The 15,407-nt window shown below is 71.9% G+C and carries 13 protein-coding genes; 3 read left to right on the top strand and 10 right to left on the bottom strand.

Annotated elements, in window-relative coordinates; translation table 11 throughout:
• Positions 1–3 precede the first annotated feature (3 nt).
• Positions 4–1,908 (top strand): translational GTPase TypA, encoded by a 1,905-nt coding sequence (gene typA, locus KVF89_RS16095; RefSeq protein ID WP_257427013.1) that lies wholly within the window; start codon positions 4–6, stop codon positions 1,906–1,908.
• A gap of 158 nt (positions 1,909–2,066) precedes the next feature.
• Here typA and KVF89_RS16090 read toward each other — a convergent pair whose 3' ends face one another.
• From KVF89_RS16090 to KVF89_RS16055, 8 genes are all read right to left on the bottom strand, one after another.
• Positions 2,067–2,312, bottom strand: coding sequence for a ribbon-helix-helix domain-containing protein (locus KVF89_RS16090; RefSeq protein ID WP_257427011.1), 246 nt, complete (start codon positions 2,310–2,312; stop codon positions 2,067–2,069).
• Positions 2,309–2,551: a hypothetical protein gene (locus tag KVF89_RS16085; protein ID WP_257427009.1), complete on the bottom strand. Its 243-nt coding sequence runs from the start codon at positions 2,549–2,551 to the stop codon at positions 2,309–2,311. The genes KVF89_RS16090 and KVF89_RS16085 overlap by 4 nt, the downstream gene beginning before the upstream one ends.
• A 153-nt stretch (positions 2,552–2,704) precedes the next feature.
• Positions 2,705–6,316, bottom strand: coding sequence for an HtaA domain-containing protein (locus KVF89_RS16080; RefSeq protein WP_257427007.1), 3,612 nt, complete (start codon positions 6,314–6,316; stop codon positions 2,705–2,707).
• Between the two features lie 173 nt (positions 6,317–6,489).
• On the bottom strand, positions 6,490–7,707 hold the full coding sequence (locus KVF89_RS16075) for an acetyl-CoA C-acetyltransferase (RefSeq protein WP_257427005.1): 1,218 nt from the start codon (positions 7,705–7,707) through the stop codon (positions 6,490–6,492).
• A 32-nt stretch (positions 7,708–7,739) separates the two neighbouring features.
• The gene (locus KVF89_RS16070) at positions 7,740–8,507 is read right to left on the bottom strand and encodes an SDR family oxidoreductase (protein WP_257427003.1); all 768 of its coding nucleotides are present in this window, start codon (positions 8,505–8,507) and stop codon (positions 7,740–7,742) included.
• 91 nt (positions 8,508–8,598) lie between these two features.
• On the bottom strand, positions 8,599–10,083 hold the full coding sequence (locus KVF89_RS16065) for a DUF6297 family protein (RefSeq protein ID WP_257427001.1): 1,485 nt from the start codon (positions 10,081–10,083) through the stop codon (positions 8,599–8,601).
• A gap of 12 nt (positions 10,084–10,095) precedes the next feature.
• Positions 10,096–10,731: an ABC transporter ATP-binding protein gene (locus KVF89_RS16060; protein ID WP_257427000.1), complete on the bottom strand. Its 636-nt coding sequence runs from the start codon at positions 10,729–10,731 to the stop codon at positions 10,096–10,098.
• Between the two features lie 43 nt (positions 10,732–10,774).
• The gene (locus KVF89_RS16055) at positions 10,775–12,175 is read right to left on the bottom strand and encodes a phospholipase D-like domain-containing protein (protein ID WP_257426999.1); all 1,401 of its coding nucleotides are present in this window, start codon (positions 12,173–12,175) and stop codon (positions 10,775–10,777) included.
• Positions 12,176–12,354: 179 nt separating this feature from the next.
• Between KVF89_RS16055 and KVF89_RS16050 the strand changes: the two genes are divergently transcribed.
• The gene (locus KVF89_RS16050; protein WP_372497926.1) at positions 12,355–12,663 is read left to right on the top strand and encodes a GNAT family N-acetyltransferase; all 309 of its coding nucleotides are present in this window, start codon (positions 12,355–12,357) and stop codon (positions 12,661–12,663) included.
• Positions 12,664–12,741: 78 nt separating this feature from the next.
• Positions 12,742–13,398 (top strand): pentapeptide repeat-containing protein, encoded by a 657-nt coding sequence (locus KVF89_RS16045; protein ID WP_257426997.1) that lies wholly within the window; start codon positions 12,742–12,744, stop codon positions 13,396–13,398.
• A 141-nt stretch (positions 13,399–13,539) separates the two neighbouring features.
• Here the strand turns inward: KVF89_RS16045 and KVF89_RS16040 are convergent, their stop codons facing one another.
• Both KVF89_RS16040 and KVF89_RS16035 read right to left on the bottom strand, forming a co-directional pair.
• The gene (locus KVF89_RS16040) at positions 13,540–14,235 is read right to left on the bottom strand and encodes a class I SAM-dependent methyltransferase (RefSeq protein WP_257426995.1); all 696 of its coding nucleotides are present in this window, start codon (positions 14,233–14,235) and stop codon (positions 13,540–13,542) included.
• Positions 14,236–14,303: 68 nt separating this feature from the next.
• Entirely contained in the window at positions 14,304–15,353 is a 1,050-nt protein-coding gene (locus KVF89_RS16035) for a helix-turn-helix transcriptional regulator (RefSeq protein ID WP_257426994.1), read from the bottom strand.
• Positions 15,354–15,407: the final 54 nt, after the last annotated feature.

Raw genomic sequence — 15,407 nt, 5'->3', positions numbered from 1 at the left:
TTCGTGTCCCAGACTCGTCGTACCGATCTCCGCAACGTCGCCATCGTCGCCCACGTCGACCACGGCAAGACCACCCTCGTCGACGCGATGCTCCACCAGGCCGGAGCGTTCACCGCGCACCAGGCCGAGGGTGTCGCCGAGCGCGTGATGGACTCGGGTGACCTCGAGCGCGAGAAGGGCATCACGATCCTCGCGAAGAACACCGCGGTGCACTACCGCGGGCCGTCGGCGCAGGAGATGGCCGATGGCGACATGGTCATCAACATCATCGACACCCCCGGCCACGCCGACTTCGGCGGCGAGGTCGAGCGCGGCCTGTCCATGGTCGACGGCATCGTCCTGCTCGTCGACGCGTCCGAGGGCCCGCTGCCCCAGACCCGCTTCGTGCTGCGCAAGGCGCTCAACGCCGACATGCCGGTGATCCTGGTGGTCAACAAGACCGACCGCGGCGACGCCCGCATCGACGAGGTCGTCGACGAGACGTACGAGCTCTTCATGGACCTGCTCGACGAGAACCACAGCCAGGACGCGCTCGACTTCCCGGTCGTCTTCGCCTCCGGCAAGGCCGGCATCGCCTCGCTGACCAAGCCCGAGAACGGCACGCTGCCCGAGGGCACCGACCTCGAGCCGCTGTTCCGCACCATCCTCGAGACCATCCCCGCGCCCGTGTACGACGAGGGCGCGCCGCTCCAGGCCCACGTCACCAACCTCGACGCCTCCCCCTTCCTGGGTCGCCTCGCGCTGCTGCGGATCAAGCAGGGCACGCTCAAGAAGGGCCAGCAGGTCGCCTGGATGCGTCGCAACGGCGACGTCAAGAACGTCAAGATCACCGAACTGCTCATCACCGAGGGCCTCGAGCGCAAGCCCGGCGAGTCCGCCGGCCCCGGTGACATCGTCGCCGTCGCCGGCATCCCGGAGATCACCATCGGCGAGACCCTCGCCGATGCGGAGAACCCCGTCGCCCTGCCGCTCATCCACGTCGACGACCCGGCCATCTCGATGACGATCGGCACCAACACCTCCCCGCTCGTGGGCAAGGGCGGCAAGGGCCACAAGGTCACCGCCCGCCTGGTCAAGGACCGCCTCGACGCCGAGCTGGTCGGCAACGTCTCGCTCCGCGTCCTCCCGACCGAGCGCCCCGACGCGTGGGAGGTGCAGGGCCGCGGCGAGCTGGCGCTGGCCATCCTCGTCGAGCAGATGCGCCGCGAGGGCTACGAGCTCACCGTCGGCAAGCCGCAGGTGGTCACCAAGGACGTCGACGGCAAGGTGCACGAGCCGTTCGAGCGCCTGACCATCGACGCCCCCGAGGAGTTCCTCGGCACGATCACCGAGCTGCTCGCGAACCGCAAGGGCCGCATGGAGGGCATGACCAACCACGGCACCGGCTGGGTGCGCATGGAGTTCGTCGTCCCGGCGCGCGGCCTGATCGGCTTCCGCACCGACTTCCTCACCGAGACCCGCGGCACCGGCATCGCGCACTCGATCTCCGAGGGCTACTTCCCGTGGGCCGGCGAGATCCGCTCGCGCCAGTCCGGCTCCCTGGTCGCAGACCGGTCGGGTGCCGCCACGGCGTACGCCATGACCTCGCTGCAGGAGCGCGGCACGATGTTCGTCGACCCCGCGACGGAGGTCTACGAGGGCATGATCATCGGCGAGAACTCCCGCGCCGACGACATGGACGTCAACATCACCAAGGAGAAGCAGCAGACCAACATCCGGTCCGCCACCTCCGACAACTTCGAGAAGCTCATCCCGCCGAGGAAGCTGTCGCTGGAGCAGTGCCTGGAGTTCTGCCGCGAGGACGAGTGCGTGGAGATCACGCCCGAGACCGTCCGGATCCGCAAGGTCGTCCTCGACGCCAACGAGCGGGCGAAGATCACGAGCCGAGCGCGTAAAGCGAACAAGTGACCTGCCCTCGCGGGTGACTCCGCTCTGACCGTGCAGTCGGGGCGGGTCACTTGTTCGCTTTCTGCGAGGCGAGTGATCGCGCGACGAAGGAGCGCAGATCACGAGCCGAGCGCGTAAGGCGAACAAGTGACGCCGGAACGCGGCACGACGGCTGCGGCTCAAGCAGTCCGCAGGTAGGCGGCGAGCGCCTGGCGTACGACTGCCTCAGGCGACTGCCCGTCCCTGGCCGCGCGCTCCTCGACCGCGTCCAAGAGGTCGGTCGGCACCAACTGGACCCGGCCGAGGTGCGGATTGGGCTCGGACGGCCGACCCCTCAGGTCGTAGCCGGCCTCGGCCTCGGCCGCTGCGCGCGCGACCTGGTCGTCGCTCAACCCCGGCACGTGGTCGGTGATCTCGAAGTTCATCGTCGCCCTCCTCTCGGTACGTACTTCTTGCGCAGCTTCATCGCGTGGATCACGACTTCGTCTCCATCATCTCCCTGAAGGGTGATGATCTCCAGCAGCCTCCCTGATCCGTCGACACCGAGGTAGAGCCACCTATCCGGGTCCTCGCCTATCAGCACGCGCTGCGCGGACGTCGAGAGGGCGTGGACGATCGCGTCAGGCGGACACCCGTGCTTGAGCGCAGTCCTGTGGATTCTCACGCCCCGAACCTGCCGCCTCGGACCGGAAGCGCGTCGAGGTCGTCCACAGGCATGTTCTGAACGACGCCACCAGGTGGCGGCAGGTCTCCCGAGCAGGTCTCCCGGGTGCCGGCATGACCGGCACCCGGGAGATCCGTCTGTCAGGCATCGCCGTCAGCGGGCGACCGTGACCTTGGTGGTCGTGGTGGCGGCCTCGTAGGAGGCCGAGGCCTTCGACCTCACCGTGACCCGCCATGTCCCACGAGGCAGCCGGGGCAGGGCGGCGACCGCGCGGCCGTCGACCACCGTGGCGCGCACCTTCCTGGTCACGCTTCCCTTCTTCAGCACGACCCGGATCGTGCCGTCGACCCGGGTGCCGTCGGAGGCGGCCAGCAGCACCCGGAGCCGACCGGGCCTGCCGCGCGTCGGCGCCTTCGCGACCTTCACCTTGGTGAAGCTCACCGTGGCCCGCTGGACGGTCGGGACGACCGACAGGGTCGCCGGCTCGGAGACCACCGATCCCCTCGCGTTGGACACCCTGACCCGGAACCGGGCACCGGCGTCCGCGGCCTCGACGGCGGCGATGACGAGCCGGTCCGTCGTCTCGCCCTCGACCGAGATCCACGACGAGCCGATCCGGCGCTGCCACTGGTGGGCCAGGCCGGTCCCCGTCGCGGTCACCTGGAGCGCCACCGGGTCGCCGACCTTCGCCGAGACCGACGCCGGCTGGCCCGTGATCACGGGCGCGCCCGCGCCCGCGACCTGCTCGGCATCGGTGAAGTCGACGACCGACGGCAGGGGCGCCTTCTTCCCATCGGCGGCACTTCCCGAGGAGTACCAGTAGGAGGACAGCCCGGTCGCGAACTGGAAGTCCGCGAAGCCCTGCGGCCACGAGCCCCAGCCGGCACTGCTGCGGTCCTGCGGGGTCTGTCCGCTCGGGACGTCGAGCTCGACACCGGCGTAGTCGGCCGTGATCGTCACCTTGCCGGCCGGATCCAGCTCGATGCCCTGGTAGGTCGCGATCGTCACGTCCTCGACGGGGTCGAGCGGCGTACGGTCGTCGGGGTTCTCCATGGTCGCGGCATAGCCCGCGAGGTCGGCGCTCAGCGTGCCGGTTCCGTCGGCCTCGACGGACAGGTGCGGGTCGGTGAGCGTGAAGGGCACCATGCCGCCGTAGAAGTTGACGCTGAACGAGCCGTCCCACGCCACGGATGCGGAGCCGTCGGCCTCGAGCCTCGCCTGTCCACCGGAGAGGCGGACGAGCTGGGTCACCGCTCCGGCGGCCGGCGCCGCGCGGGTCCCGTACGACGCCGGGGACTCGACGCCCGCGGCGTCGCGATGCACGACCGCGACATCCCCGTCCACGGCCCGATAGGTCGCCTGGTCGCCGTCGGAGACACCGGCCGAGAGGTAGTTCGACCCGCCGACCGGCGGCGCCGACTGCACCTCCTTGTTGCCCGACCACTCCAGGCTCACACCGTCCAGCGCCAGCCCGTCCTCGGGGATGGAGACCGCCGGGGTGACCGTCAGCGTGGCCACTCCGGAGCGGACCGTGCCGACGCCGTTGCTCACCCTGGCCCGGAACCGGGTGCCGCTCTGCGCGACGTCGGTGTCGGGGACCATCAGGGAGCCCTCCGCGAGGACGACGTTCTGGTCGTCCTCGGCGATGGGCTGCCAGAACCCGTTCACCTGCCGCTCCCACACCAGCTCCGGCGCGGGGAGCCCGGTGAAGGTGGCGGTGAAGACGGCGGGCGTGCCCGCACTGACCGTGGTCGAGCGCGGCGCGGCCACGATCGAGGGCGCGGACCGGACCGTGAGCGTCGCGACGGCCGAGACCACGGTGCCGATCGCGTTCTTCGCCACGACGCGGACCTGGGTGCCGTCGTCGGCCGTTCCCGCGGTCAGCTCGAGCGCGGGCCCGGTCTCGCCCTCGACATCGGCGAACCGTCGTGCGCCCGGCGCCTTGACCTGCCACTGCAGGTCCCCGGTCGAGCCGTCCGCGAGCGCGGTCCGGAAGGTCGCGGGCCTCTCGGACTGCCCGGCGTCGAGGGTCACCGTCGTGTCCGTGGGCTCGGTGCCGAGCTGGGGCGTGGCTCCGGCCAGCTCGAGCCGGTGGACGTACCTGTTCGCCGACAGCACGTAGACCGCGTCGTCGTGGACCACGGTCCCGGCGATCGTCGTGCCGAAGCCGCGTGGCTTGCTCAGCCGGCCGTCGAGGTACATGCGCAGCTCGCGCGAGTTGGAGCTGGCCAGGGCGAGCAGGTCGCCGCTGCCCCGGATGCTGGACTGGCCGCCGCCCACGTCGGGGCTGGTCGCGAACGGGATGAGGGGGTCGGACGCGACGTACCCGTCGTCGGTCAGCTCCCAGCGCAGGACACCGGACCGGACGACCGGGTAGTCGGTGTAGTCCGTAGCCGCCTGCACGAGCGTGCCGTCGTCGAGGACGCCGTACCCGCTGCCGACGTTGACGCCGTCGGCCGGCACGATCGTCTCCGCGCCGGCCTCGCCGACGATGCGGAACGCACCGACCGCCTGGGCCTGGTAGATGGCGCCGATCGCGATGCCGTGCCCGTTGCCCGAGAACAGCACGGTGCCGGGCGTCGACCCCTCGGGATAGGCGATGTCGCGGTACGTGTGGCTGCCGTCGGGCTGGAGGGCATAGACGCGCAACGCGGCGCTCCCCTGCTGCCACGAGGCCCAGACCTCACCGGTGGCCGGGTTGACCGCGATGTCGTTGCTCGCGCCCGTGCCCGGCACCGGCAGGGTGTCCAGGACCTTCCAGGCGCCCTCCTCGTCCTGGCCGATGACGGTCACCACGGTGTCGATGACGTAGGCGCGGTCGAACTGCGGGGAGTACACGACATTGCGCGGGTTCTGGCCGGGGACGGTGACGGACACCTTCTTCCCCAGCGTCGTCGCGTCCAGGGCGACGACCTGGCCGGTGTTGTAGTTGCGGGTCCACAGCCAGTCGTGATCGGTGTCGTAGGTGAGACCGGTCCCCTGGAAGTCGTCGTGGAGGACGCTGGTGTTGGCGTAGGAGGGCTGACCCTGGGGGTCCCAGCTCTCCGTGGTGACGACCGGTCGGCCGCCCGGCCCCGCGTAGTCGAAGGCGACCGGGTCGAGCTCGGTCCCGCCGGCGTAGAAGCCGCCGAAGGCCGGGGCGCCCACCGCGGTCAGCCGCGCGGGGATCGCGGACCACGTCGACGTGCCGCCCGTGTCGGTGTAGCTGCCCGCCTCGGGGTCGAGGGTCGCCACCACGACGTCGGAGTACTCCACGACCTCGCCGGAGGTCATGTCCTTGCTCGTCATGTCGGCACGTACGACGCTCTGCTCGCCGTTCAGGTCCACCCGGACGTCACGGACGTCGAGGTCGAGCTGACCGTCGTGGCCGTCGAAGCTGACCACGCCGGCGAAGGTGACCCGGGTGAGGTTGCCCGCGTCGTCGAAGGTGCCGGCGCCGTCCGCGAACCGGAAGGTGCCGTCGGCGTTGCGGCTCGCGCCGTCGGACACCGAGATCGAGCCGTGCGCGATCGGGCCCTCGATGTAGTTGCGGAAGGAGGCCTTGATGCCCCAGTCCAAGGTGGCGTCGGCGATCGGGCTCTCCGCCGCGTGGGCGGCCGGTGGCGCGCCGGCCACCATCAGGCCGAGGACGACGCCGGCGGCGGTGGCCGCGGCGGTCAGGCGGCCTCGGCGGCCTCGGCGGGCTCGTCGGTCTCGGTGGGAACGGCGGGGGGTGGGGCGGGAACGCTCGGGCGGCGCCCATGGGGTGCGCCTCGTCGCTGTCATCGGTGGTGATCTCCTGGGAACGAACCGGACCGGGGTCCGGTGCGGTCGCCCGAGCGACCACAGGTTAGGTTTGCCATACCTAAATTCGCACACCCCGGATCTTTCTGACAAGGAGTCCGCAAAAAAAGACCGGCTGCGGAGGCGATGCCTCCGCAGCCGGTCCGAGCGCGCCGTCAGCCGAGCCGTTCGAGCACCATCGCCATGCCCTGTCCGCCGGCGGCGCACATGGTCTCGAGGCCGTACCGGGCGTCGCGCTCCTGGAGGCCGTGGATCAGCGTGGTGGCCATCCGGGCACCGGTGGAGCCGAACGGGTGCCCGAGGGCGATCGCCCCGCCGTTGACGTTGACGCGGTCCAGGTCGAGGCCGAGCTCGTCGACGCACGGCAGCACCTGGGCGGCGAAGGCCTCGTTCATCTCGACCAGGTCGATGTCGCCGACGGACAGTCCGGCGCGGGCGATCGCCTGGCGGCTGGCCTCGACCGGGCCCAGGCCCATGATCTCGGGGCTCAGCGCGGAGACACCGGTGGAGACGACGCGGGCCAGCGGCGTGATGCCCAGCCGGGCGGCGCGGGTGTCGCTCATGATGACGAGCGCGGCGGCGCCGTCGTTGAGCGGGCAGCAGTTGGCCGCGGTGACCGTGCCCTCCGGGTGGAAGACGGGCGCCATCGAGGCGACCTTCTCCAGGGTCACCCCGGCACGCGGGCCGTCGTCGGTGTCGACGACCGTGCCGTCGACGAGGGTGACCGGCGTGATGTCGGTCTTCCAGAAGCCGCGCTGCGCCGCGGCCTCCGCGAGGTTCTGGCTGCGCACGGCGTAGGCGTCCTGGTCCTCGCGCGAGACGTTGCGATGGCGGGCGACGTTCTCCGCCGTCTCGCCCATCGCCAGGTAGACGTCGGGCAGCTCGCCGACCGAGCGCGGGTCCACCCACGGCTCCCGGGCGGCGGCACGCGCGGCGGCGCGCGCGGCGGCGTCGGCGTACAGCGGGTTGCGGGTGTCGGGCATGCCGTCTGCCTTGCCGTGCTCGAAGCGGGAGACGCACTCGACACCGGCCGCGACGAAGACGTCGCCCTCGCCGGCGCGGATCGCGTGCAGCGCCATCCGGGCGGCCTGCAGCGACGAGGCGCAGTAGCGGTGCACGGTCGTGCCGGGCACGCCGTCGAGACCGAGGCGCATCGCGACCATCCGGCCGATGTTGTAGCCCTGCTCGCCCGCGGGCTGCGCGCAGCCCAGCATCAGGTCCTCGACCTGGCTCCGGTCGAGCTCGGGGACGGCGGACAGCGCCGCGTCGACCATCTGCGCGGCCAGGTCGTCGGGGCGCAACTCGCGCAGCGAGCCCTTGTAGGCGCGGCCGATCGGCGAGCGGGCGGCGGAGACGATGACTGCTTCGGGCACGGTTGCTCCTGTTGGTCGGGGGTCAGGCGGCGTCAGGCGTTGGGGGTGTGCTGGAGGAAGGCGGGCCACTCGCCCCCGCCGTCGACGTTGAGCACGGCGCCGGTGATGTGCGTGGCGAGCGGCGAGGACAGGAACACGCAGGCCTGGCCCACCTCGAGCGGACGGGCGAACACACCCCGCGGGATGGTGGCGGCGACGCGCGCGAACTGCGCCGCGTCGCCGTAGTGGTCGGCGGAGCCGGGCGTCTCGACCAGGCCGCAGCTGACCGCGTTGACCCGGACGTCCGGCGCCCACTCGATGCCGAGGCTCGTGGTGAGGCTCTCGAGCGCCGCCTTCGCGGCGCCGTACACCGCCGTGCCCGGGCTGGGTCGCCGGGCGGAGATCGAGGTGATGTTGACCATCGACCCGCCGGCCGTCCGCAGATGCGGGTGGACCGCGAGGGCCACGAAAACCGCGGACATGAAATTGAGGTCGTTGATCTTCGCGTGGAAGCGCGGGGACGCGGCACCGAAGTCCGCGTACGGCGCTCCACCGGCGTTGTTGACGGCGACGTCGAGCCGCCCATGACGTCGTACGACGTCCTCGACCCACGTCGCGACCTGGTCGGCCTCGCGCACGTCGACGGGCGAGAAGTGCACCCGGCGGCCGTCGACCTCACGCAGCGACTCGGGCGTGCTGCGGCCGCAGATCTCCACGTGGGCACCGGCCTCGAGATAGGCCTGCACGATGCCGTCGCCCACGCCCCGGCCACCGCCGGTCACGAGCACCACCTGACCGGTCATGTCGATGCTGTACGCCACGGGATCGCCTTTCGTCGTCACTCCGGCGACGATCATAGATCCGATACCAAGCAAGTGCTAGGTTAGTCCACGGCGGGAGACGCGTCCCGCGTCACTTCCTCCCACACAGATAGCTGATCACGCCGACCGACAGCAGCGCGCTGACCAGCGCGCCGCCGGCGGTCGGGACCAGCAGCATCGGCAGCGCGGTCAGCACGGCGATGTCGAAGCCGCGCAACGCGCTGCCGTAGAGGTTCGTCGGCACGCCGCCCGCGGGCGTGGAGACGAGCGGACGGCCGTAGTCCGGAGGCCGGCCGGTCACCCACCGCACACCGGCCGCCAGCCCGCCGAGACCCGACGCCGCGCCCAGCAGGACGAGATCACTCCCCGGCGCGTCGAGGGTCCGGCCCAGCGCCGGAGCGCTGAGGAGGCCGTGCGCGAGCAGCAGGACGCCGGGGACCGCGACCGTCGCGGCGCGGGTCGGGCCGAGTGCCGTCGGGAACATCCGCACCATCCCCGACGACCGGGTCAGCACCCGCAGCGCGACCAAGAACGGCACGACGAGGACGAAGCAGACCAGCACCTCGACCAGGACGACCACCACGCGGCCACCGACCGCGGCCACGGCGTAGGGCACCAGCAGCGACCCGGCCAGCAGCAGCAGGCGACCGGGGTGCCGGCGCAGGCGGATCACGTCGCGCCAGGCCAGCGCGGCGAGCCCCAGCGGTCCGCCGCGACGTGGCCGCACCGTGCCGCGGCGGCTGGTCGCGTGCGCGACGAGGACGTCGAACATCAGCGCCAGGTCCAGCGTGGCCAGGGCGCCGCCGAGTCCCGGGACGAGCACGCCACCGGGCGCCACGTCACGGCGGCGCAGGCGCGCGGTGAGGGCGCGGGCCCGGACGAGGACCGCGACGACGCCGGCCCACAGGAGCAGCGTCCCGACCAGCGCGGGCAGCCGGGCCCCGCTCGTCGCGGAGAAGGAGGGCTCGGCGGAGAAGGCGATCGTGGCCAGGCCGATGGCGACCGCGACCAGGCTGACCGGGCCGAGCAGGAGCGCCGGATGGCGCCGATGGTCCACCGCCTGGGCGTGCACCAGCGCCCCGACGCCGTACGACGCCAGGCCGGCCGCGCCCGCCGCGAACAGCACCAGCGCCGGGAGCTCGAACCCGGCCAGGGTGGCGGCGCCCGCGGCGACCGGGGCGACGAGGGCCGCGGCGAGCAGGGTCGTCCCACGGGCACGTCCACGGAGCAGCTCGCCGCGGTCGACCGGGGCGGGCATCAGCCAGCCGGCCACACCGGGGCTGACCGCCACCGGCCCCACCATCCGCGCGAGCGACCAGAGCACCGCGAGCACCGTCCCGACGACCAGCCAGGGCAGCAGCGAGCGAGCCGCCGCGCAGTCGGCCGCGACACAGGCCCTGTCGCCGACGTCGGCCAGGTTCACCAGGACGCTGATCAGCATCGAGCCGAGCATCAGCACCGCGAACACCCCGATGTAGAGGTCCTGCAGCGCCTCGCCGACGGAGAGGGTGCGACGGCTGCGGCGCCAGTGCCGGACGTCGGCCCACAGCTCGGCCGACTCGGTGGTCACGAGCACCTCAGGGCCACCTCACGCGGGCCGCGCCAGGCTGACCACGTCGTCGGCGACCGCCTCGACCAGCCTCGGCGAGTGACTGGCGAGCAGGATCGCCAGTCCGGCCGCCTTCTCGGCCAGCAGCCGGGTCACCAGCCAGTCGAGGCCGTCGGAGTCCAGCCGCTGCTCGGGCTCGTCGAGCACGAGCAGCCGCCGGGGCCGGACGAAGGCGCTGGCCAGGGCGAGCCGGCGCCGCTGTCCCGACGACAGGGAGGTCGGGAGCTGGCCGGACTGGGCGGTGAGCCCGACCTCCTCCAACACGTCGTCGACCACGGCGTCCGCGTCGTCCGTGCGGTGGGCACGGGCGAACAGGTCGAGGTGCTCGACCACGGTGAGGTCGGGGAAGAAGTCGAGGTCGTCCATCACCACGGCCAGCGCGGCCCGGATCGTGGCGGAACGCTCGTCCAGGGCCTCCCCCAGCACCTCCACGGTGCCGCCGTCGGCCTGGTCGGCGCCGGTGATGCAGCGCAGTGCCGTGGACTTGCCCGCGCCATTGGGCCCGACCAGGACGGCGGCCGACCCCGCCGGTACGTCGAGGTCGAGGTCGGCGAGCACGCGGTGGTCGCCGAACGAGCGCGTGAGCCCACGCACCGAGAGGACTGCTTCCGTCACGGGCCCCAGACTCCCAGACCACGCCAGCGGGCCCCGCAGTCGGTCAGGACAGCTCGGCCTCGAGCTCGTGGAACGGGTACTCCTTCGGGCCGAGGTACTCGCTGTCCGAGTACCGCTTGCGCGGGTCGGGATCCGGATCGGCGGAGTTGACGTAGTTGCTCAGCGTGCGTGGCGCCTGGCGGTAGATCATGTCGACGTGCTTGACGTACTTGGCCGTCATCGCCGCGTCGCCGCGGATGATGATGTTCTCCTCGTCGGAGTGCCAGCCGAGCCGGGTCCAGTTCTCGCTGCTGGAGAGCACCACGTTGCCGTCGGGGCGGCCGTCGACGTTGCCCTGGACGGCGAGGCCCTTCATGTGGACGTAGCGGTCCTTGAACTTGTCCGCCTCCTCCCCGTAGATGTAGACCATCTGCTTGGCCCGCATCCCGCGGAGGATGCCGCGGATCCGGCGCTGCATCATCATGAACACGATCTCGACGTCGCAGCCGGCGCGGTCGAGCTCCCGGGCCTTCCGGGCGATCCGGGCGCCGCGCTCCTCACCCCACACCGCGTTCGCGATCCGCACCTTGGTGCGCCCGCCCGGGACGTTGGTGGCACCCGTGCACTGCACCTTGTTGAGCACGCTCAGCGCCGGGTCGACGTTGCCCTTGTGGGGCGCGAACATCGTGGTGATGTTGTCCGTGGTGAACCGCATCGCGGGGAAGTTCCGGTCCTGGGTGGCCTGGTCCCACATCTGCATCCAGCCGTCGTAGAGCGCCTTGTTCTCCGTGACGGTGGTCCAGTCGTTGAACTGCTGCACGGCCGCGGCGCCGGTGAAGTTGCCGGAGCCCTGCATCACGACCCAGTTCGTGGCACCGGAGCGGCTGACCAGCATCAGCTTGGAGTGCATCGAGCCGCGCTTGCCGCGGCAGGTCTGCTTGCAGGTGCGGATCCAGCTCTTCAGCTCCGGCGGACGCTTCTTGTCCCCCTGCGCGAAGGCGCGGAGCATCATCGGGTACGAGCGCGCGGGGTTGCCGCCCTGGGACCGGGCGAGGCCGCGGGACATGATGATCTGCACCGAGACGCCGCGCTGGTGGGCGGCGATGAACTTGCTCGCGAGATAGGGCGAGTCGAAGTTCCAGGTGATCACCCGCACGGTGGCGCCGGCCGGCGCGTTCTTGAGCGCCTTGACGATCCGGCGGTGGATCTTGCCGCGCTTCCCATTGCGGAACGGGTGGTTGAACGTGATCCCCGGCTTCACGACGTAGCGCGGGTTGGGCTTCTCGGCCGACGCGACCACCGGGACGGCCGCAGGCACGGCCTGAGGCGCCGCTGCCGCGTCGGCCGGGACGAGGGTGCCCTGCCCGGCCACCAGCAACGTCACGGCGACGAGCAACGCCAGCGCCGTCGGCACCAGCCTCCGGCCTCGCCCCTCCACCGGCGCGATCCCCCACGCAGTCGCCACGATCCCGCATCCCCCTACTTCGGCCGAGCTGACCCAGGGACCCTACCCAACCGCTCGGGCCCGCGAACCCGGGGCGGAGAAACACGTGTCCGCCGCGACGCGGACCCTGCCCGGCGCGGCCGATCTGGGAGGCTGGCGGCGAACCCCGACGAATCCGCCGCCACCCGAGGAGCCCGGCCATGACCGACATCGAGATCGCGGACCAGCCCGACCGGAAGCGCTTCGAGGCCCACGTCGGCGGCGCGCTGGCCGGCTGGGCCGAGTACCAGCTCACCGACGAGCTGATGGTCTTCACCCACACCGAGGTGGACCCGGCCTACGAGGGGCAGGGCGTCGGCAGCGCCCTGGCCCGGGCCGCGCTGGACGAGGTGCGCGCCCGCGGCGTCAAGGCGCTGGTGGTCTGTCCCTTCATCACCAGCTGGATCGGCCGGCACCGGGAGTACGCCGACCTGCTGTACGGCGCCCGGCCGAGCACCGTGACGGACTGACCTCAGCTCGGATCGACGTCGCCCCGGCGGCTGGCGGTCAGCCTTCCTGACGCGATGTCCCACACACCTAGGAGTCGAATGACCAGCCGCTCACCAGCCCCGCAGGCACCTCGCCCCGACCTCGGCGACCTGTCCGCGGGGACTACCGACCAGCTGGTCGCCCACGCCGATCTCGACGGGCTCCGCTTCGATGAGCCCGCGGGCTCGCTCCTCGCGCTGGCCGACGCGACCCTGCGGTCGTGCCTGGTGGCCCGCGCCCGGTTCGAGAACGTCGACGCGCAGCGGTCCACCCTGCGCGACGTGTGCTGGGAGCGGCCGGAGCTGGTGAGCCTCCGCGGCTGGCGGGCTCGCTGGCGCGACGTGATCTTCGACGGCGGCAGGATCGGCGTGCTCGAGTCCTACACGTCCACGTGGAGCTGCGTGGCGCTCCGTGGCGTCAAGGCCAGCTATGTGAACCTGCGCGGCTCCGAGCTCGTCGACGTCACCGTCGCCGACTCCCAGATCGACGAGCTCGACCTGTCGGAGGCGACCGGGAAGCGGGTCGCCCTCCCCGGCAGCCGCATCGACAGGCTGGTGGTGCACCAGTCGTCCGTCAGCGCCCTCGACCTGCGCGCGGCCGAGATCGGCGAGCTGGTCTGGGCGGGCACCTTGACCGGCGTCGTCCTCTCGCACGACCAGGCGGTCGACCTCGCGCCGGAGCTGGCCCGGCAGGCCGGCGCTCGGGTCGAGGGCTGAGGCATCGCCCGGGCACGTCCCTCACGTCCGGAGATCCCACCGGAGTTCCGACCGGGATCCGTCTGACCGACGCGCCGACGGGTAGTGGAGGCGGAGTCGATGCTCCGCGTCGGCGAGGCCCTGGTCGGGGTGGGCAAGCACCTACCGGCTGGGGTCGCCCCTCCTGGCGTGGTGGCCCCGACCGTCCACCTCCTCGGCCGCGTCAGGACGGACCAGCTTCACCACGAGCCCCCGCCCCGGCTCCGCCCGCGTCTTGGTGAGCACCAGCGAGTCCGGGAGCTCGGCCTGCAGCAGGTCGGCCTGGGCGTAGGACCCCAGCTGGAGCAGGGCCCTCCCTTCGGCGTGCAGGCAGCGATCGATCACGGCGACACAGGCGCGGGCGAGATCCAGGCCGTCGGCACCGCCGTCGATGGCCGCCACCGGATCCGCGGGGAAGCAGCCGACGAGCTCGGAACGCACCCACGGAGGATCGGCGATGATCACGGGGAACAGCTCGTCGGCCGAGAACGAGCCCAGCGGCTCCTGCCGTACGTCGACGAGCCCGGCCCGTCCCGCCGCTGCGGCGTTGGCCACGGCGTACTCGCACGCCACCGGATCCGCATCGACGCAGACCAACCGGCGGTCGGTCCCGTGCACCGCGAGCAGACCGATGTGGGCGACGCCGCTGCAGAGCTCCAGGACGGCGCCGGACGGTGCGTCGTCGAGGAGCTCACGGGCCCATCGTGACTGGGACGTGGTCCACGTCCGCGGCGCGAGCACGCGCCGGTCGAAGGAGACCGACAGCGTCCCGAAGGCCACCACCTGCGGAGGAGGCGTCGCGAGCGGCTGCTGCGTCACGGCGAGGTCTCCACGTCCTCGGCAGGTCTATACAGGGCGTCGGAGTGCTCACCGGTCATCACCGGTCGTTACCCGCCGCGCCTCCGCGTAGTCGGCACCGTTGCCGACGGGCCCGCGCACGTCCCGGGGTGCGACGACAAGAGGGCGTGGTCGACCGCCTTGATCGCGGCCGCCGTCCTCGACGTGACCTGCAGCTTGCCCAGCACGTGGTCCATGTGGGTGCTCACCGTGCGGGTGCTGAGGTGCAGTGCCGTGGCGATGTCGGCGTTGGACAGGCCACCGGCCGCGAGGGAGAGTATCTGGACCTCCCGGCGGGTGAGGCCGAACGGGGTCCGTGCCGTCTGGAGCGTCAGCACCGTCGGATAGGTGCGATCGCCCGTAGGCAGCAGCTGGACATGCGCACTGACCCCGCGGCCGTGCTCGCGCTCGTCGAACCACGGGAACCGGGCACGGGGCCGGAGGGACGGTGATTCGTCGACGTACGTCAACAGATCGATCGGCGGCATCGGCCAGTCCCGCAGGGGCTGCCAGCCGCCGTCCGCGTCCTTGACCGCAACGGCGTCGGCGTCGGGCGCGCACTGCGACACCAGTGCGTGGGCGTTCCGGTCCGGTGCGACGAGAGGCAGCAGGGCCGCACCGGCCACGCCGAGGAGGGATCGGGTCCCCTCGACGGGAGCCCGGGTGTCCTCGATGTTGACGGTGAGCATGCCGAGATAGCCGCCCTCGTGGGAGCGCATCAGCATGGTCGCGCCTTCGCCGAACCCGTTCGGCTCGAGGACCGTCGAGTAGAAGCCCGATCCCTTCCGATCGAAGGGGCAGTCCTCCCAGAAGACCGGGCCGGGCTTCTTCGCGATGACCGACCAGACCCGGTCGTTGCGGTACCGCTCGCTGTGCAGCGACGCGAGCACCGCGGCGGAGTAGCCCCGGCTCGCGATCACCCGATGCGTGTCGTTCGCGTAGTCCCACCGGGCCAGCTGGATGGCCGCGTAGGGGATGACGTGGCGCAACTCGTCGAACACCGCCTCGGCCCGATCGGCGGCCGACGCCACTCCGGCCACGATCCCCGGGACGCGCCAAGCGGCCTCGATCGCCTGAGTCGCGGGGTACGCGCTGCCCATGTCCACCTCCGTGCGCCGCTCGTACTCTACGCAGCTGGAGGTGGACACGGACCA

The organism is Nocardioides carbamazepini, from assembly GCF_024614185.1.
GTDB lineage: Bacteria > Actinomycetota > Actinomycetes > Propionibacteriales > Nocardioidaceae > Nocardioides > Nocardioides carbamazepini.
The sequence above is the reverse complement of the archived record's forward strand: the minus strand, read 5'-3'. Positions and strand labels throughout refer to the sequence as shown.

What these genes read in the sequence shown, in the direction of transcription:
- KVF89_RS16080 (WP_257427007.1), bottom strand. Translation starts at nt 6,316, where the DNA reads ATGACAGCGACGAGGCGCACCCCATGGGCGCCGCCCGAGCGTTCCCGC.
- KVF89_RS16050 (WP_372497926.1), top strand. Translation starts at nt 12,355, where the DNA reads ATGACCGACATCGAGATCGCGGACCAGCCCGACCGGAAGCGCTTCGAG.
- KVF89_RS16045 (WP_257426997.1), top strand. Translation starts at nt 12,742, where the DNA reads ATGACCAGCCGCTCACCAGCCCCGCAGGCACCTCGCCCCGACCTCGGC.
- KVF89_RS16035 (WP_257426994.1), bottom strand. Translation starts at nt 15,353, where the DNA reads ATGGGCAGCGCGTACCCCGCGACTCAGGCGATCGAGGCCGCTTGGCGC.
- KVF89_RS16090 (WP_257427011.1), bottom strand. Translation starts at nt 2,312, where the DNA reads ATGAACTTCGAGATCACCGACCACGTGCCGGGGTTGAGCGACGACCAG.